A 19,033-nucleotide genomic window follows, 5' to 3' on the forward strand; every position below is an offset into this window, starting at 1 on the left:
TGAGCTGTCCACGATTACGGGTTCTGGCCTGATTCGGACATCTTTAGAATGAGAACCCGATACGCCTGGTCGTAGCGGTATACAGCCTCGGCCCAGGTGCGGTCGGCACCGACACGGTCTTGACCTGCTCGGCCGTAGGACGTCCGCTTTTTCCGACTGTAAGCGAGTTTGTTGATGGCATCAGCTAGACGTGCCGATTCGCCCGCTGGAATTAACTCTCCGGTCACCCCTGGTTCCACGATCTCCCTAAGAGCAGGTAGATCACTGGCAACGATAGGGAGCCCCCCCGCCATGGCCTCCACGGGTTTCAGCGGCGTCACCGATCGACAGACCCGTTCATCACGCCTGGGCACCACGAACACGTCGAGCGCGGCGTGGTGGTGTCGGACTCGGTCGGCCGGAACCCGACCGGTGAAATGCGCCCTGCCGGCCAGTCCCAATCGCTCCGCCTGGGCACGCAACGCCGGCAGTTCCGGCCCGTCGCCGACGATGAGGGCGTGGACCGGCTCATCCCGTTGCCGTAGGTCGGCCACCGCGTCCAAGAGCACGTCCAGCCCTTCATAGCCGAAGCAACTCGTGGTGGTGCCCACCACGAACTCCTCTGGGCCGATCCCCAGCCCCTCACGGACCTCGACGCCAGAGGGAAGCGGTTCCAGGAAGGAGGAGTCGACGGCGTTGGGTACGACCAGCACACGTTCTCGGGGCACCCCTCGGGCCTCGATGTCGGCACGCATCGTCTCACCCAGGGTCACCACCAGATCGGCGGCGAGCATGCATTCGGTCTCCGCGGCGCGTTCGGCCTGGTAGAAGGCATCGTCAACGCTTCGGGAGGGATCTCGCGACAGCCAGGACTCCTCCAGGAACCCCCGAACCTCGTAGACCACGGGCAGGCCGTACCTGCGCCCCAGTTCCAAGGCGAGTCGCGCGTTGTGGTGGTTGCTCGCCGCGTGCAGCACGTCCGGACGCAGTCCCTCCACCAGTTCCGACGCCATCCGTAGCCCGACACGGAGTTCGGCGGCGGGGTCGGCCGGAGCCTTCCAGGGCAGGAGACGGTGATAGGAGACCCCGTCCACGTCCACCAGCGTGCGCGGGTCCGGTACCCCCTTGGTGAGCGGATATCCGGCCCGGGTCACCACGTGTACGTCCATCCCCGCCTCGATCTGGGCCACCGCGATGCGGTGGGTGCGCTGGGTGTACCCGGCGTTGGTGTGCGGAAGGGCGTTGGTGACCAGGTGTAGGATCCGTGGCCCGCCGGCGCCCGGCCCCGGTCCCCGAGCGTTCACCGTGTCGTTGGGCCGCGTTGGCGCACCGCGGGTTAACGTGATCCCGTGATGGTCAGGCGAAACGGACAGGGGTGCGGGAACGGCGCGTCCCGTGGCCAGGGCCGCCCTGTACTCGGCGGCGCTGCGACGCGGTCCCGGCGGTATGCGCTCGATCAGCTCACGGGCGGTGTCCGCGTCCTTGGCGGCGAGGGCCGCCGCGACCAGGCGCCCCAGGCCACGAGGAGTGGCGCCTTGGGCCGCGGCCAGCAGCACCTCGCGTGCCTCCGCGCGCCGACCCTGATCCCACAGGGCATAGGCGCGCGGAAGGGCCCCGGAGCGGGCGGCCATGGCGAGTACCGGACCGCGCAGCGGGTCGGGCGTCAACCGGGCGGCCAGCAATGGCAACCGCGCGGGATCGGCACGCAGGTGGTGCCAGGCCAGGGTCGCGGCGAAGGTCACCGCTCGTGGCCACAGCACACGGGGGCGCGGCGGTCGGGGTCGGGGAGTCCGGATGTCTCGCATGGTCAGTTACACAACCACGCGGACGTGACCAGGTGGTGACACCACGGCGTCGCGTTCGGGGCCACCGGGACAAGGGAGCCCTTCGACCGGGCGGAACGTTCCGTACACACCCGATGTCCGATCCGGGGATCAGGACCCCGAGCCAGTCAACGCGAAGACCAAAGGAAACAGCAGTGGCAACGAGCGCCTCTCCAGGAAGCCAGGACACCGCGATCGCGCACGTGGTCGGTGCCCGACCCAACTTCGTCAAGGCCGCCCCCGTCGTCTCCGCGCTGCGCGCCCGAGGCGCCCACCAGCGGGTCGTGCACACCGGACAGCACTACGACGACCGCATGTCCGCGGTCTTCTTCCGAGACCTGGGCCTGCCCGTCCCCGACGTCGACCTCGGCGTCGGTTCGGGTTCGCACGCCGCACAGACCGCGGCTCTCATGGTCGGCTTGGAACGCGAGTTCGTCGAGAACACTCCAGGCATGGTGGTGGTCTACGGCGACGTCAACTCCACGGTCGCCGCGGCCCTGGTAGCCGCCAAGCTCGGTATCCCGGTGGCACACGTCGAAGCCGGTCTGCGTTCCTTCGACGACACCATGCCCGAAGAGATCAACCGGCGGGTCACCGACCAGCTCAGCGACCTGTGCTTCGCGACCAGTCCCGAGGCGATCGCTCACCTGGCCACCGAGGGTGTCTCCCCGGCCAGGGTCCACCTCGTCGGCAACCCGATGATCGACACCCTCCTGGGCAACCTCGACCGCTTCGACGCCGACGCCCTTCGTGCCCGCCTCGAACTGCCCGAACGCTACGTGGCGGCCACCCTGCACCGTCCCGCCAACGTCGATGATTCGGACAACGTCGCTCGCCTCACCGAGCGCATCCACGAGATCGCCGACCGCGTCGACGTCGTCATGCCCGTACACCCACGAGGCAAGGCGGCCTTCGATGGAGCCGGTCTCGGTGACCACTCCCGCGTGCACCTGCTCGAACCGCTCGGATACCTCGACTTCGTCGCGCTCACCCGTGGAGCCTTGGCCGTGGTCACCGACTCCGGCGGGGTCCAAGAGGAGACCACGATTCTCGGAATCCCCTGCCTGACCCTGCGCCCCAACACCGAACGGCCGGTCACCATCACCCATGGAACCAACCGGCTCGTCACCGAGGCCGATCTCCTGGCCGCCCTGGACAAGGTCCTAGCGGGTCGAACCGGCGAACGTCTCGGTGACGTCCCTCCGCTGTGGGACGGTCGCTCCGGTGAACGCATCGCCTCCATCCTCACCCAGTGGTCCAGGTGACACCATGAAACCCTCCCGCACGAGTGACTCTCGACTCCCTCGAGGCCCGGCCGTACGGCTGACCCTGGGGGTTCGTACCCGACCCGGGACACGTCGGGCGGCACACCCGTCCACCCAGGTTGGCCCGCGCCCGGTGGGCCACGGAACAGTCCGAACCGAGCACAAGGTGGCAGACCGTGAAACGGCGTGAACAGAGCCAGACCGAACAGCTTCGGCAAGCCCTGGCCGAGCGCGAGGCCCAGCTCCAGGAGGCGCAGGGGCGTCTGGCGGCCCTGGAAGGTTCCACCTCACTCCAAGTGGGCCGGGCCCTCACAGCCGCGGCCAAGCGACCGGGGCGTTCCCTGGTACGACTCCCACGTGACCTCTATCGACTGTGGCGTCGAAGCGGCAGCACCTCACACGTCGGCCGCCGCCGGGTCGAACCGATCCGTTCCTTCGACACGGACCGTCAGGAGGCCCGGCTTCTCACCGGGCTGGGAGGAGGCACCGCCGACCGGTTGGTCGCCGCCACCGTAGTGGGATCCGCCATCCAAACCGCCATCGATCCCTACCTGTGCTCTGTGCCCCTGCGCCCGCACGACGCCCAGATCGTCATGGACGCCGTGGACGTGGACCTGCTCCTGGTGTCGGCCTCGGCGGCCTTCCCCGGGTCCCCTTGGGCGCACGTGGGCGATCCCGCCGCCGTCGACCGCACCCGGGCACTGCACTGGGTCATGGAGTCCGCCGCGTCCAGGGGGGTTCCCACCGTTCTGCTCGATGACGCACCCGCACCGCCCTCGCTGCGTCGCCTTGGATTCGATCGTGTGCACAAGGGTGACGCGGGGGTCCCCCTGCACCTGTTCAACCCGGTCGCGGCCGAACTCGCGATCGGCCCCGAGGCGGTCTACGTTCGCACCGGCTCCGAGGCCGGTGTCCCCGACGTTCTCCTCGAGCTCGGCGTGGGGGTGGTCGACGCCGACTCTCCCGGTCTGGCGGACGCGTTGCGGGCCGCCAACGTGGCGGTCATCCCCGAGGCCACCCCTGGTGAGACCGCCTTGCGTCGCCGCGCCTGGGCCTGTGGTACCCGGGTGGTCGCGCACCCGGCCGTGTCCGTAGCGGGTGGCGAGGACCTGGCGGTCAGCGTCCCCCGGCTGCGTGCGTTGGGGCCCACGCCCCGTGAGGTGCGCACCATGCTTCGCCAGGTGTTCCTCGACGACGCTACCCCGGTCCGCCTGGCCGATCTCCTGGACGGGCTCGACTTCGCTCTGGATACGCCGGGCACCGAACTCCCGCTCAGCGGCCGTGCCGTCGCGGTCTTGGCCGACCCGGCCACCCCCGACGACGCGGCCCGTCTCGCCGAGGAGGTACTCGAATCCCGGCTGCGCCCCGCCGAGGTGGTCGTACCCGCCACCGCGGCCCGCCTGCCCGGCATCCAACACCTTCGCTCGGAGGGAGTCACCGTTCGTTCAGTCCACTTCGGTGCCCCTGACACCCCGGCGGAGCTCACCCGGCAAGGAGCCGACGCCGATGGGTCCGCTCCACAGCGATGGGCGGCCTTGGCCGATCGGGCGACCACGCCCTGGACCTTCCTATGGAACGGTCACACCGACCGACACCGTCTGGTCGACCTCGTCTGCGCGGCCGAGTGCTCCGGTGCCGACGCAGTCGGTCTCCCGAACCCATCGGCGGACGTACCCGAGCAGGCTCAAGGCACCGGCACGGGGGAGCGAGGCTTCTTCGACCGGGACACGGGTGTTCCGCAGTACGTGTTCGTCACCGATATCGCCCCCGAACTCGTCCGTACCGACCTGCTACGGCGCGGTCGGCACCCCCGGGAATGGAACCGGCGTGGGGCCCGCCTCCTGGCGCTGGGGCCCGACCACGGAACCGGAATCGACAACGGCAGCGAGGACCCCGCCCATGCCTCCACCGGAGTGTTCGGGTGAGGTTCTCGCCGTGACGGGCGCTTCGGCACAGTCGAACCAGGGCAACCCACCAGCATCCGAAGGGAAGAACGTGAGCACAGTTCCTCCGCGCGCACTCTTGTACGGCGACGTGGACCTCAACATCATCGACGGTTCGGCGATCTGGGCCCAGTCGATGGCCCAGTCCCTGGCCGCCGCCGGTTGCGAGGTCACCGTGCTGCTGAAGGCACCGGTGCGCACCGACCGGCTCACCGCCCCCTTGGACGAGGCCTCCGGAATCCGGTTGGTCCGCCCCTATGAGGATCGTATGCTCCGCGACCTGGGCCCTGGCGGCCTCACCCCCGAGCAGGCCGTGGAGCTCATGGGGCGGCTCCACACCCGTAAGCCTTTCGACCTGGTGGTCGTGCGAGGCCGTCGCCTGGCCGGGTTGGCGGCTCAGGAGACGAGTCTGGCCGGAAGGCTGTGGACCTATCTCACCGACTTCCCGCACGGCGTCGACGAACTCACCGCCGGTACCACCGCCGAACTCACCGAGATCGCCTTGGCCTCCCGTTTCGTGCTCTGCCAGACCGAGGAGATGCGGGCCTTCCTGGAGTCCACGGTGCCCGCCGCCTGCGGACGAGCGGTGCTCTTCCCTCCCGTCGTGGTGGTGCCCGAGGGGGTTCTCGCCGACGGCCAGGTGCACGCTCGTACCCGCCTGGCCTACACCGGCAAGTTCGCCCCTCGTTGGAACACCCTGGAGATGACCGGGCTGCCCGAGGAACTCGCCCGTGTGGGGGTGGACGCGGAGTTGGTGATGATCGGCGACAAGATCCACGCCGAGCCCGCGGACTGGGCCAAACGTATGCGAAAGGCCTTGGAGAGCAGCCCGCACGTCGACTGGCGCGGTGGGATGTCCCGTGCACAGGCGCTACGTCAGTCGGCCGAATGCGACTTCGGGATCTCTTGGCGGGACCCCGACCTGGACGCGAGCCTGGAACTGTCCACCAAGGTCTTGGAGTTGGGCGCGCTCGGACTACCGGTCGTTCTCAACCGCACCCCGATGCACGAGGCGTTGCTGGGCGCCGACTACCCGCTCTTCGCGGGGCAGGACTCCGCTTCGGTGGTCGCCGTGATCGCCCGTGCCTACCATGACCGCGCCGTCTACGCCGAGGCCGCGCGACGCTGCCGCTCGGCCTCGGCCGATCACTCCCTTGAGCGGGCCGCCGAGCGTCTGCGCGGATACCTCGCCGAGGCGTTGCCGTCCGCGCCCGAGGGAACCGACCCGGAACGGCCGCTGAAGGTCGTCATCGCCGGGCACGACCTGAAGTTCTTCACCCGCCTGGCCGAGTACCTGGACTCGCTGCCCGGGCTGGACGTGCGCATCGACGAGTGGGAAGGGCTGAACAGCCACGATCAGTACCGCTCCCGTGAACTCGCGGCCTGGGCCGACGTGGTCATTTGTGAATGGTGTGGGCCCAACGCGCTGTTCTACGCCAAGTGGAAGCGGCCCGAGCAGCGTCTCATCGTCCGTCTGCACCGGTTCGAGCTGTACGCGGAATGGCCCCGTCGATTGGACGTGTCCAAGGTCGACGCCGTGGTGTGCGTCAGCCCGCACTACGCGGACCTGACCCGAGAACTCACCGGCTGGCCAGAGGACAAGGTGGTGGTCCTGCCCAATTGGGTGGACGAACGTCAGTTGGACCGGCCCAAATTGGCGGGAGCCGAGTACTCGCTGGGCATGATCGGCATCGCGCCCTCGCGCAAACGTCTGGATCGCGGACTGGACGTGCTCTCGGAGTTGCGCGGGATGGACCCGCGCTACACGCTGTCGGTCAAGACCAAACATCCATGGGACTACTGGTGGATCTGGAACCGGCCTGAGGAACGCGCCCACTTCGAGAAGGTCTACCGGCGGATCCAGCGCGAGGAGCGGCTCGCCTCCGGGGTGGTCTTCGACGGGTTCGGCCCGGACGTGGCCACCTGGTTGCGTCGGGTCGGGTTCGTGCTCTCCACCAGCGACGACGAATCCTTCCACCTGGCACCCGCCGAGTGCGCCGCCTCTGGAGGAATCCCCGCGCTGTTGCCGTGGCCGGGAGCGGACACCATCTACGATCCGCGCTGGATCCACGAAGATCCGATCACGATGGCGGAGGCCATCCACGCCACGGTCTCCCAGGGGCGGTTCACCGTCGAGGCCGAACGGGCACGCGCCGAGATCACCTCGGTCTACGGTCTGGGGCGGGTGCGTGCGTTGTGGAGCGACCTGGTGGTCCACGGCAGGGTTCCCGAGCCGGTCGGTACCGGAGTGGACCACGTGACCACCTGAGGCCGGTGGATCGAGGGATAGGACTCAGACGGGGCCGGTCATCTTCGACAGACCACCGGCCCCGGCGGGCAGGAAGAGCGCGAAGGTGGTCGGGCGGGTCTGGACCAGTTCGACCCGGGCTCCCTCGGACTCGGCGATGTGCCGGGCCAGAGCCAGGCCCAGGCCGGTGCCGCCGCCACCGCTGACCTCACGTTCGAAGAGCCGACCGGCCAGGTGCTCGGGGACACCCTCACCCTCGTCGCTGACCTCCACACGGACCGAATTTCCGGTGTCCAAGCGGCGGATCGTCACCGTGCCCGCGCCGTGCTTGTGGGCGTTCTCCACCAGGGTCGCCAGGATCTGGGTGAGGTCGGTGGGAACCGTCATGGCCGTCAGTCCGGGATCGCCGGTGACCAGGAGTTCGCGCTTTTGGCGTTGGAAGACCGGTGACCATTCCTCTTGGATCCGATCGAGGATCGGATCGAGCTGAACTTGTTCCACTTCGGGGTTTTGGCTCTTACGAGCCCGGCCGAGCAGGCTCTCGACGGTTTCGGTGAGGCGTTCGGCCTGGGCGAGGGCGGCTTCGCCCTCCGCCCTCACCACGTCGGGATCGCTCGCCTCGGCGATGATCTCCTCCAACCGCATGGTGAGCGCCGTCAACGGAGTGCGCAGCTGATGGGAGGCGTCGGTTGCGAAGTGACGTTCGGTGGCGATGAGGCCGGCGATGCGTTCGGCGCTGCGGTCCAGTACCTCGGCGACGCGGTCCGCCTCCGGGATGCCGTAACGGTGGTTCCATGGTGTGGTCACGCCTGAACCGAGGCGTTCGGCGGTGGCGGCCAGATCGATCAGAGGCAGGGTGAGTCTGCGCGCTTGGACCACGGAGAGGCCCACGGCGACCCCGAAGGCCAACAGGGACAGTGAGGCGATCCCGAGCCAGGCCCGGAACACGTTCTCTTGGAGCGACTCCGAACTCGCCCACACCTCGACGGTGGTGCCGAGTTCGGTGGTCCTCTCCGCCCGGAGCAGGTCGGGAGAGTCCACGGATCGCGGGTCGAGCGCGGGGTCGCCCGCGGTCACCATGCTCTCCCCGTCCGCGCCGGTGATGCGGATGTGGCGATCCGAGTACTCCTGGTCGAATTCGGCCAGGTCCAGGTCGCCATCGCGTTCGATCATGGCGTCGCTCTCGAAACCGATCAACTCCGCCTCACCCTCGAGTCGGCGGATGCTGTCGTCGTACACCAACTTGTAGGTGAGCGCGCCCAAGGGTAATCCGAGCAGCATGACTGTGATGACGGTCACCAGCAGGGTGGAGAAAACCATCCGTCTGCGCATGTCACCTCACGTTCGTCCGGCCCAGATCAGGTCGACCGAGGAACGTGTCGAACCCGGGGGCGGGTCAGTCTCGTTCGAATCGGAAACCGACACCCCTGACGGTCGTGATGTAAGACGGCTGGTTGGCGTCGTCGCCGAGTTTACGGCGCAGCCATGAGATGTGCATGTCCAAGGTCTTGGTCGACCCCCACCAGTTCGTGTCCCACACCTCTCGCATGATCTGTTCCCTGGTCACCACCTTGCCGGCATCACGAACCAGAACGCGAAGCAGGTCGAACTCCTTGGTGGTGAGTTGGAGTTCGCGATCACCGAGCCAGGCTCGGCGGGAGTCGTTGTCGATCCGGACGCCGTGGACGACGGGGACTTCGGCCCCACCCCGGCGGAGCAGGGCGCGTACGCGTGCGAGGAGTTCGGCCAGACGGAAGGGTTTGGTGACGTAGTCATCGGCGCCGGCGTCCAAGCCGACGACGGTGTCGACCTCGTCGGCTCGTGCGGTCAGGATCAGGATCGGCGTTCCGTGGCCTTCGGCGCGGAGCCGACGTGCCACCTCTAGGCCGTCCATTTCGGGCAGGCCGAGATCCAGGACCATCAGGTCGATGTCTCCGGCTCGGGCGCGGTCGAGTGTCTCAACGCCGTTGACGGTCACGTCCACCGAGTAGCCTTCGCGTCGCAGTGCGCGAGCGAGAGGCTCGGAGATCGAGGCATCGTCTTCGGCCAGCAAAACGCAGGTCATGGGGCAGATCGTAGGTCCCAGGTGACGCATTTCCCTATTATGCGCGCCGGATGGCCCAAGGTTGGCTGAAAATACGCTAATCACATAACGGGCAAATAGTACAATTGGCCATGTAAAGTATTTTCTTTACATGCTCCCAGTGAAATTGGGAAGGCGTTCAGGGAGCCTTGATCTTGTGACCACATGGTAGAGGAGTTCGCAAGTGATCCCCGGCCCCACATCCCCCGACGAAGGGGAGCGCGGATCCTCAACACGACGACACCGAATCCAGGAGCCGCTTCCCCCTCAAGGGTCCTTCTCGCTTCCAGACCCTCCACCGCATCAGGGGTCGCTTCCTTCGGCTCCAAGGCCACAGGGGCCTTACGGGACGGTGCTGCTCGCGATGCTCGTCGTCATCGCCATCCTGATGGGCGCCTTCACCCTGGGAGGTGGGCTCGCGGTGGCCGGGGCGATCGGCGATCGGATCGCCGAGGACGGACTCTCGGCTCCCCGGCCGCCTTCGGTGGAGCGCGCCCTGGCGCCCTCCCCCACTCCGATCTCCACGCCCGAACCCGCCCGGGAAGCGGCCTTGGAGCCGGCGGAGGGAGCGACCCGGCCCCCGGACCCGTGGTCGATGACCGCGGACGAGGTGGTGGAGGGGCTGCGTGAGGACCACGGCCTCGACACCGGATTGGACATCAGTGATGAGCTGTGCGGCACCGAAGCGGAGGAGGACGAGCTCTTCACCTGCACCATGGCGGTGGAGACGGATCTCGTTCGGGTCGTTTCCTTCGACGGTCCCCTCATCGCAGCCACGGTGGTTCTGAGCCTCTTGGGTCAGGAGGAAGGCGAAGTGGAAAGCGGTGTGGTGGACCTCCGGAACGCCTGCCACGTCGTGCTCATCTGGTTCGAGGGAACGGGCATGGACGAGGGTGGGCGGACGGCGATGACCCAGGACGTGGAGGACATCGTCGGTTGCTGACCATCCGGACACCAGGCGGGCCCTCCCGGAACGGGCGGGCCCGCCCACACGTCGGTGCCGTCCGTCGGTGTCAGCCCTCGATCCCCTCCGGGCTCGACGTGCGCTTACGGCTCAGGTAGAGCGCACCGCCACCGGCACCCACCGCGACCAGTGCCGCGATGATGAGACCGGTCAAGGCACCACCCGTGAGCGGGAGGGAAGGCTTACCACCCTTGTCGTCGGTGGAACCACCATCGTCACCCGGGGCTTCGGTCGGTCCGGTGTCCGGGCCGTCGGTCGGGTCGGGGGAGGGAGACGGTGAAGGCGTCTGGTCGTCCTCGTGCTCATCATCGCCCCCGTCGCCGCCGTTCGAGGGGGTGGTGGCGACGTCGCCGATCACGATGCGGCCGGAACCGCCCTCGGGGTAGTCCTCCACGGTGATCTCCCCCTCCAGAGTGGAGGTCACGAACCGCTCCAAGGCGCCCTGGTAGGTGGAGCCCACCACGGTGAAGTCCGCCCCACGGAACGGGTACATGTCGCCACCACGGGCCGAGAAGTCGTTGGTGGCGATGCTGATGGGATCGCCCTCCACGACTTCGCCGTCCTCGACGAGTACGGTGCCGTCGTGCAGGACCACGTTGCGCACGCGCTCGCCCGCGGTGAGCACCTCCCCGTCCTCGTTCACCTCTTGGGCGGTACGTTCTGGGTCATAGGCGAAGTTGACCCCGCCGACCTGCATGAACCCGCCGTCGGCGGCGGGGGCGGAGGCGACACCGCGCTCCAACAGTTCCTTGACCTGGGAGCGAGGCACGTCCGGCACCACCGCGACCTGGTTGGCGAACGGAGCGATCGCATAGGTGTCCAGCACGGTGAGCGGCCCGGCCGGGAGCAGGGAGGCGTTGCGGATGCCTCCGCCGTTTTGGATACCGATCTGCGGCTCGGGGACGCCGTACTCCTCGGCGTTGCGCACACCGGTGTCGAGAAGCGCGTCCGCCATCAGGTCGCCCAGGTTCGTCTCCTGGGTGCGCACGCCCGGGTCCTGGCGGCCTTCGAGGGCGACCTCGCTCCGGGCGACCTCGGTCTCGGCGAGTTCGTCCACGTAGTCGGCGACCGGTTTGGTGACCTGTGCCTCGATCTCGGGGTCGGCGGTGACGGAACCGTCCACCACGACAGGGCCGGACCGGTCACCGACCGAGACCAGATCACCATCGGCGTCGAAGTTGAGGACCAGGCGACCCACGTACTTGTAGTTGGAGCCGGCCGTCACGATCGGAACCTCGGCGCCCTCGGGGTTCTGGACCATCAACGGGTAGGAGAGCGGTTCACCGGTGCCCGGATGGGTGGTGATCCCATCGCCGGGGACCAGGGCGTCTCCCTCGTCGGCCATCACCTCGTGACCGCCACCCGAGACGATGGCGTCGACACCGGTCAGCTCCTGGGCGACCCGCTCTTCGTAGGTGATGTTCTGTAGGTGGGAGATCAGGATGATCTTGTCGACGCCATCGGTGGTCAGCCGATCGACCTCGGTCTGCACCGGGTCGACGACCTCGTCGACCACGACGTCGCGCGGGCTGCTGATCGTGGCCAGCGGTGGGTAGAGGGCGCCGACGACGCCGACTTGTTCGTCCCCGGTGTCCACGACGGTGCTGGGGGCGATGCGCCCCGTCGCCTCGTGCTCGGCCAGGGCCGGTTCACCGGACACGTCCACGTTGGCGGCGACCACCTTGGTGCTCTCGGGGAGCTCGCCGATGAAGTCGGCGTACAGGTCGGGTCCGAAGTCGAACTCGTGGTTGCCCATGGAGATCGCGTCGTACTGGGCGTGGGCGGCGACGATCGCGTCGTAGAAGGGGGCGTCCTCCTCCAGGGAGGCGGAGAGCTCGGGACCGGGCAGGTACATGTCACCGGAGTTCACGGTGACCACACCACGATTGGCGGCTTCGTCGTCTCCGACGTCCTCGCCCGCGATCTCACTGGACCGAAGATCACGTAGGAGGGTGGTGAAGCGTGCCGCCCCGCCGTACTCCGGGTCGGCGGGGGCGTGCAGCAGGGCGGACTCCGGGTCGTTGCCGTGCAGGACGGTGAGGGTGAAGGCAGCGCCCTCGGGGGCGTCCATCGGAACGGACGCGCCGGCGGCGGGTGCGAAGGGCACCACCAGCGCGCCGGTCAGGATCAGTGCACCGGACACGCGCACGAGTCTGGACATCTGTGCTGAGGCTCCTTCAGGGGATGGTGCGGAGGTTCCGCCGGGGGTAAGGGACGGAATCCGTTCACCTTAAAGGGGACAGACAGGAGAGGCACGGGCCAAGGGGTTACGATTTGCAGAATCTCCTGTGTGCGTGGAGATTTTCGACGTCCGTGTGTCGCCCATCGTCACGGTGCTCGCCTTACGGTCGCCTTGGGTGGGTGACTTTCGGACAAGATGCTCGCCAGGGATCCCCGGGCCGTGAACCCCAAGGCGTCGCACCTCTACCATGGAGGGGACAGTCGGTTCTCGATACATCCCTCGGAGGGCGTCCGTGTTTTCCTCTGGTCAGGACCCGCACGACCCAGGACAAGGCGAGGTCCCCTCACGGCAGGGGATGCCGGACTTCAACGCTCGTTTCGAGGCCATGCGCCCCGACGCTCCCATGCCGGCCAAGGTCACGACCACCCGCACCTTGATGTACCTCGGTGGTGTGTCGGGCCTGCTGCTGTCCCTGCTCTTCCTCATGGGGTTGGCCGCTCCGGCCGAGGCGTTGAACGAGGCCTTGGACCAGCAGGCCGCGCTCATGGCCGAGGAAGGGGTCGCCCTGGCGGTCGACGCCGAGATGATGCGCGCGATGATGACCGTCATGGCGTTGGTCACCGGCTTGTACGGCGCGCTCTCCCTGCTGTTGGGCAAGCGCCTGCGCAACCGCACCGTCGGCGTCTACTGGGGCACCGTGGTCTTCCAGGGACTGGCCGGACTCCTCCTGGTGTGGGCCCTGCTCGGCGGTGAGCTCCTCATGGCCGTGCCGCTGGGCTTCACCATCTGGATGTCGGTCAACATGCTCTCCCAGGAGGGACGTGCCTACTTCGGGCTGCTCTAGAGCCCGATCCCGGTGTTTCAGGCGCGTGGTGGGAGGGGCGGGCGCAGCCACTTGGTGGCGTCGGAACCCTCCGCCGCGTGCGCGATCCCGAGGTCCAACGGCTCGGGGCCCTGAGCGGACGTCACCACGTTGCTCGGCTTCAGGTCGCGGTGCACCACCCCGGCCGAGTGGATCGCCCGTAGGGCCTGGGCGTTCCCCGCCGCCGGCCCCAGGAGCATCCAACCACGCCGCCGCCCGAACCCACGCGTCCGCGCAGCCGAGGGCCACCGATCCTGCTCGGGTCCCCTGGCTCCAAAGGGGCGAGTCTGCGTGTGCCGCGCGCCTTCATCCCTCCCGGCGGGCCCCGAACGTCCTCGCTTTCTGGCAATGTCGATGGTGATGACGGCTCGGAGAAGACGAACGGGGTGAACATGGGACCAGAACAGTTCATCGACGCGGCCCTGTGCTTCCCTGAGGCCCAGGAGAACGAACCCTTTGGACCGCGCCCCTTGGTCTACAAGGTCGCGCGGCGGAAGATGTTCGCGCTGCTCACTCCGGGATCGGGGGAGGGGCAGGCCATGGTCGACCTCGAGTGCGACCCCGACCTGGCCTTGGAGTTGCGCGTCGAGTTCTCCGTGGTCGGCCCTGGATGGCACATGAACAAGCGTCACTGGAATTCGGTACGGCTGGACGGGAGCGTCCCAGACGACGAACTCCTGGACATGCTCGACCACTCATACCGGTTGGTCGCCCGCGGTCTGCGTCGGACGGACCGAGACCGTGTGCCGGCGGCCTTGGACGGAGGCTCCTCGACGATCGACGAGCACACCTGAGGAAGGACGGCGGTAAGCAGTGGCCACCACATCCCAGCCCACCCCTCGGCAGGCCGTGGTCCAGGGGGTGCTGGAGCGCATCACCTACGCCAACGAGGAGAACGGCTACACCGTCGCCAAGGTCGATACCGGCCGGGGCGGCAACGACCTGCTCACCGTGGTCGGTTCCCTACTGGGGGTACAGCCCGGTGAGGCGCTACGGCTACGCGGACGATGGGGGTCCCACCCTCAGTACGGCCGCCAGTTCCACGTGGACGACTACACCACCGTGCTGCCCGCCACCGTCCAGGGCATCCGCCGTTACCTCGGCTCCGGCCTGATCAAGGGGATCGGGCCCAAGATGGCCGAACGGATCGTCGAACACTTCGGTACCGAGGCCTTGGACGTCATCGAGGAGGAGCCGAAGCGCCTCATCGAGGTACCGGGGTTGGGCCCCAAACGCACCAGGCTCATCGCCGACGCCTGGGAGGAACAAAAGGCCATCAAGGAGGTCATGGTGTTCCTCCAAGGGGTCGAGGTCACCACCTCGCTGGCCGTGCGTATCTACAAGAAGTACGGCGACTCCTCCATCGAGGTGGTTCAAAAGGAGCCCTACCGGCTCGCCTCCGACGTGTGGGGGATCGGTTTCAAGACCGCCGACACCATCGCCCGGGCGGTCGGTATCCCGCACGACAGCCCTGAGCGAGTGATGGCGGGGATCCAGTTCACCTTGTCCGAGTCGAGTAACGACGGGCACTGCTACTTGCCCGAGGAACGACTCATCTCCGCGGCGGTCAAGATCCTCCAGGTGGAGGCCGGACTGGTCATCGAGTGCGTGGCCCGACTCGTCGCGGAGGAGGGGGTGGCCCGTGAGACCGTTCCCGGCCCCGAGGGCGAACCCGTCCAGGCCATCTACCTGCTTCCCTTCCACCGAGCCGAGATGGGACTGGCCTCCGGGCTGCACGCGCTCTTGGACGGCCCCGAGGAGCGTATGCCGGCCTTCACCGACGTCGACTGGCCGGTGGCGCTGGACTGGCTGGACCGGCACACCGGAGCCTCCTTGGCGCAGGGCCAGCGCGAGGCGGTCAGGGAGGCGCTCTCCCGGAAGGTATGCGTGCTCACGGGTGGGCCCGGCTGTGGAAAGTCCTTCACCGTCGCCTCCATCGTCGCCATGGCCCGGGCCAAGAACGCCAAGGTCATCCTGGCCGCGCCCACCGGACGGGCGGCCAAACGCCTCACCGAACTCACCGGACACGAGGCCGCCACCGTGCACCGGCTCCTGGAGTTGCGTCCGGGTGGGGAAGCCGCGCACGATCGGGACAACCCACTCGACTGCGACATGCTCGTGGTGGACGAAGCCTCCATGCTCGACCTCATCCTGGCGAACAAGTTGGTCAAGGCGGTACCGCCAGGGGCGCACCTGGTGTTCGTCGGCGACGTCGACCAGTTGCCCTCGGTGGGCGCGGGTCAGGTTCTGCGTGATCTGTTGGAGGAGGGTTCGCCCATCCCCAACGTTCGCCTGACCCACGTGTTCCGTCAGGCCCAACAGTCCGGCGTGGTCACCAACGCCCACCGAGTGAACCGAGGCGAGTCGCCCCACCTCCAGGGAATGAGCGACTTCTTCTTGTTCCCCTGCGAGGACGCCGAGTCCGCCGCCACGATGACCGTCGACGTGGTGGCCCGCCGTGTCCCCCGACGCTTCGGGCTGGACCCACTGCGGGACATCCAGGTCCTGACCCCTATGAAGGGAGGGCCGTCCGGGGCCACGAACCTCAACACGGCCCTACAGGAGGCGCTCACCCCGTCCGGGGAGAGGGTGGCCGAACGCCGTTTCGGGGGCCGGATCTTCCGGGTCGGTGACAAGGTCACCCAGATCCGCAACAACTACGACAAGGGAAGGAACGGCGTCTTCAACGGCACCCTCGGGGTGGTCACCGGACTGGATTCCGTCGCACAGGAGGTGACGATCCGCACCGACGAGGACGAAGAGATCACCTACGACTTCGCCGAACTCGACGAACTCGCCCACGCCTACGCGATCACCGTGCACCGGTCCCAGGGCAGTGAGTACCCGGCCGTGGTCGTCCCCGTCACCACCAGTGCCTGGATGATGCTGCAACGCAACCTGCTTTACACGGCGATCACCCGTGCCAAGAAGCTGGTCGTGCTGGTGGGCTCTCGCCGCGCCTTGGCCCAGGCGGTCCGCAACGCCTCTTCCGGTCGTCGCCACACCGCCCTCGCCCACCGGCTGCGCCGTTGAACCCCGTCGGTCCAGGACCGCTCGGCCGAACGTTCCACGAGCCCGGACCGTCGCCGGCTTCTCCTAGTCTGGACACCGTGCGAGACGAACTGATCGTGGTCGGTGCCGCCATCGTCCGTGATGGCAGGGTCTTGGCCGCGCAACGGGCGGAACCGGCGGCCCTGCGTGGTCTTTGGGAGTTCCCCGGCGGCAAGATCGATCCGGGTGAGAGCCCCGCCCAAGCACTCGTTCGCGAATGTCGCGAGGAATTGGGGATCACCATCCGGGCGGGGGCCCCGGTCGGCGACGACGTTCCCCTCGCCCCGTTCACCGGGGGTACGTCGGTACGCCCGGCCGTCCTCCGGTTGCTGCGGGCCGAACTTCTGGCCGGCGAGCCCCGACCCCTGGAACACCTCGCCCTGGCCTGGGTCGATCCCGACGGGTTGCAAAGCCTCGATTGGCTCCCCGCGGACCGTCCCTTCCTGGGTCCGCTGGTTCCGCTATTGGAAGCGACCGGCCGGGCACACTCGACATCGTGAGGCAAGGCCGCTTCGACCGCCAAGGGGTGACCAAGTCGACCATGACGATCCGTACGGTTCCCGCTCGAACCACTATGAGCGCATAAACTGGTGACGGGCCGTGGCACCCTGCGGTCTCTACCCAGTACAGGAAAACGAGTTTCAAGCATGTCCAGTGCCACACCCCTGGAGGGCTCCGCCCGCCGAAACGACCTGCGCAACGTGGCCATCGTGGCCCACGTCGACCACGGTAAGACGACCCTCGTCGACTCTATGCTCTGGCAGGCGGGCGTCTTCCGCGAGAACCAGGACGTCGACGAGCGGGTGATGGACTCCAATGACCTGGAGCGCGAGAAGGGCATCACCATTCTCGCGAAGAACACCGCGGTTCGCTACACCACGCCCGAGGGCGAGGACGTGGTCATCAACATCATCGACACCCCCGGCCACGCCGACTTCGGTGGTGAGGTCGAGCGCGGTCTGTCGATGGTCGACGGTGTGGTCCTGCTGGTCGACGCCAGCGAGGGCCCTCTCCCGCAGACCCGTTTCGTGCTTCGCAAGGCCCTCCAGGCCAAGCTTCCCGTCATCCTCGTGATCAACAAGGTGGACCGGCCCGACAGCCGGATCGCCGAGGTCGTGGACGACACCTACGAACTGTTCCTGGACCTGGACGCCGACGAGTCACAGATCGAGTTTCCGATCGTCTATACCTGCGCCCGTGACGGCAAGGCCTCCGTGGAGCGCCCGGCCAACGGCACCATGCCCGACAACGACAACATGGTTCCGCTGTTCAGCACGATCCTGGACACCATCCCGGCCCCCGAATACGTGCCACAGGCTCCGCTTCAGGCCCACGTCACCAACCTGGACGCCTCTCCCTTCCTCGGTCGTCTGGCCCTGGTCCGGGTTCAGCAGGGCGAGCTCCGCAAGGGGCAGCAGGTCGCGTGGATCCGCACCGACGGCAGCATCCAGCAGGTCAAGATCACCGAACTGCTCATGACCGACGGCCTGGAGCGCAAGCCCGCGGACAAGGCCGGCCCCGGTGACATCGCGGCCATCGCCGGTATCGAGGACATCATGATCGGCGAGACCCTCGCCGACGTGGAGACCCCCGTCGCGCTGCCACTGATCAAGGTGGACGAGCCCGCCATCTCCATGACCATCGGTACCAACACCTCGCCGCTGGTCGGCAAGACCAAGGGCGCCAAGGTCACCGCCCGTCTGGTCAAGGATCGTCTGGACAAGGAGCTCGTCGGTAACGTCTCCCTGCGGATCCTGCCCACCGAGCGTCCCGACGCCTGGGAGGTCCAGGGCCGTGGTGAGCTGGCGCTGGCCATCCTGGTGGAGCAGATGCGCCGTGAGGGCTACGAACTCACCGTCGGCAAGCCGCAGGTGGTCACCAAGGTCATCGACGGCAAGGTGCACGAACCGGTCGAGCGTTTGACCGTGGACGCGCCCGAGGAGTACATGGGGGCCATCACCCAGTTGCTCAGTGTCCGTAAGGGCCGCATGGAGAACATGGTCAACCATGGCACCGGCTGGGTGCGCATGGACTGGCTGGTGCCCTCCCGCGGTCTCATCGGTTTCCGCACCGAGTTCCTCACCGAGACCCGTGGTACCGGCATCGCTCACCACGTGTTCGAGAAGTTCGAACCGTGGTTCGGTGATCTGCGCACACGAGCCAACGGTTCCCTGGTGGCCGACCGCGCCGGTGCGGCCGTCGCTTTCGCCATGTTCAACCTGCAAGAACGCGGCGTCCTGTTCGTCGAGCCCGGTACCGAGGTGTACGAGGGCATGATCGTCGGGGAGAACTCGCGTGCCGACGACATGGACGTCAACATCACCAAGGAGAAGAAGCTCACCAACATGCGTTCGGCCACCGGCGACGAGCTCGTCCGTCTGGTGCCGCCGCGCAAGCTCTCCTTGGAACAGGCGTTGGAGTTCTGCCGTGAGGACGAGTGCGTCGAGGTGACCCCCGAGCACGTGCGGATCCGCAAGGTCATCTTGGATCAGAAGGAACGCGCCCGTATCACCGCCAACAAGAAGCGTCAGCAGCGCTAACGGAGCTTTCCCGGCCTTGCGGCCGGGTTGAGGATCGGCCGACGGGTGGGGCACGAGGGTGTCCCACCCGTCACGCGTTTTCCACGGGTTCCA

General features: G+C 67.6%; 14 protein-coding genes. 9 read left to right on the forward strand and 5 right to left on the reverse strand.

Annotation, left to right across the window (positions count from 1 at the left end; all coding sequences use genetic code 11):
- Positions 1-14 precede the first annotated feature (14 nt).
- A complete protein-coding gene (locus D472_RS0105685) occupies positions 15-1,784 on the reverse strand; it encodes a glycosyltransferase family 4 protein (RefSeq protein ID WP_033303223.1) in 1,770 nt (589 codons plus the stop codon).
- Positions 1,785-1,957: 173 nt separating this feature from the next.
- On the opposite strand from D472_RS0105685, the gene wecB reads away from it, so the two are divergent.
- From wecB to D472_RS24895, 3 genes are all read left to right on the forward strand, one after another.
- Complete coding sequence (gene wecB / locus D472_RS0105690; protein ID WP_026117422.1) at positions 1,958-3,067, forward strand: non-hydrolyzing UDP-N-acetylglucosamine 2-epimerase; 1,110 nt, start codon at positions 1,958-1,960, stop codon at positions 3,065-3,067.
- A 176-nt stretch (positions 3,068-3,243) separates the two neighbouring features.
- Complete coding sequence (locus D472_RS0105695) at positions 3,244-4,992, forward strand: hypothetical protein (protein WP_017603538.1); 1,749 nt, start codon at positions 3,244-3,246, stop codon at positions 4,990-4,992.
- A 97-nt stretch (positions 4,993-5,089) separates the two neighbouring features.
- On the forward strand, positions 5,090-7,279 hold the full coding sequence (locus tag D472_RS24895; protein WP_017603539.1) for a glycosyltransferase: 2,190 nt from the start codon (positions 5,090-5,092) through the stop codon (positions 7,277-7,279).
- Between the two features lie 24 nt (positions 7,280-7,303).
- On the opposite strand, the gene D472_RS0105705 is transcribed toward D472_RS24895, so the two are convergent.
- Together D472_RS0105705 and D472_RS0105710 are read right to left on the reverse strand one after the other, a co-directional pair.
- A complete protein-coding gene (locus D472_RS0105705) occupies positions 7,304-8,590 on the reverse strand; it encodes a sensor histidine kinase (protein ID WP_026117423.1) in 1,287 nt (428 codons plus the stop codon).
- A gap of 64 nt (positions 8,591-8,654) precedes the next feature.
- Positions 8,655-9,323: a response regulator transcription factor gene (locus D472_RS0105710; protein ID WP_017603541.1), complete on the reverse strand. Its 669-nt coding sequence runs from the start codon at positions 9,321-9,323 to the stop codon at positions 8,655-8,657.
- A gap of 382 nt (positions 9,324-9,705) precedes the next feature.
- On the opposite strand from D472_RS0105710, the gene D472_RS0105715 reads away from it, so the two are divergent.
- Positions 9,706-10,284: a hypothetical protein gene (locus tag D472_RS0105715; protein WP_017603542.1), complete on the forward strand. Its 579-nt coding sequence runs from the start codon at positions 9,706-9,708 to the stop codon at positions 10,282-10,284.
- Positions 10,285-10,354: 70 nt separating this feature from the next.
- On the opposite strand, the gene D472_RS0105720 is transcribed toward D472_RS0105715, so the two are convergent.
- Complete coding sequence (locus D472_RS0105720; RefSeq protein WP_017603543.1) at positions 10,355-12,466, reverse strand: 5'-nucleotidase C-terminal domain-containing protein; 2,112 nt, start codon at positions 12,464-12,466, stop codon at positions 10,355-10,357.
- Between the two features lie 376 nt (positions 12,467-12,842).
- Here D472_RS0105720 and D472_RS0105725 point away from each other — a divergent pair, with 376 nt between their 5' ends.
- A complete protein-coding gene (locus D472_RS0105725) occupies positions 12,843-13,331 on the forward strand; it encodes a hypothetical protein (protein WP_017603544.1) in 489 nt (162 codons plus the stop codon).
- 17 nt (positions 13,332-13,348) lie between these two features.
- On the opposite strand, the gene D472_RS29480 is transcribed toward D472_RS0105725, so the two are convergent.
- Positions 13,349-13,549, reverse strand: a complete 201-nt coding sequence (locus D472_RS29480; RefSeq protein ID WP_017603545.1) for a protein kinase domain-containing protein — start codon at positions 13,547-13,549, stop codon at positions 13,349-13,351.
- A gap of 192 nt (positions 13,550-13,741) precedes the next feature.
- On the opposite strand from D472_RS29480, the gene D472_RS0105735 reads away from it, so the two are divergent.
- The 4 genes from D472_RS0105735 (at position 13,742) to typA (ending at position 18,940) form a co-directional block, all read left to right on the forward strand.
- Positions 13,742-14,143, forward strand: a complete 402-nt coding sequence (locus D472_RS0105735; RefSeq protein ID WP_033303229.1) for an MmcQ/YjbR family DNA-binding protein — start codon at positions 13,742-13,744, stop codon at positions 14,141-14,143.
- A 19-nt stretch (positions 14,144-14,162) separates the two neighbouring features.
- Complete coding sequence (gene recD2 / locus D472_RS0105740; protein ID WP_017603547.1) at positions 14,163-16,382, forward strand: SF1B family DNA helicase RecD2; 2,220 nt, start codon at positions 14,163-14,165, stop codon at positions 16,380-16,382.
- Positions 16,383-16,459: 77 nt separating this feature from the next.
- Positions 16,460-16,900: a (deoxy)nucleoside triphosphate pyrophosphohydrolase gene (locus tag D472_RS0105745; protein ID WP_017603548.1), complete on the forward strand. Its 441-nt coding sequence runs from the start codon at positions 16,460-16,462 to the stop codon at positions 16,898-16,900.
- Between the two features lie 147 nt (positions 16,901-17,047).
- Entirely contained in the window at positions 17,048-18,940 is a 1,893-nt protein-coding gene (gene typA / locus D472_RS0105750; protein ID WP_017603549.1) for a translational GTPase TypA, read from the forward strand.
- The last annotated feature ends 93 nt before the right edge of the window (positions 18,941-19,033 follow it).

Source organism: Nocardiopsis alkaliphila YIM 80379 (assembly GCF_000341005.1).
Classification (GTDB): Bacteria; Actinomycetota; Actinomycetes; order Streptosporangiales; family Streptosporangiaceae; genus Nocardiopsis; species Nocardiopsis alkaliphila.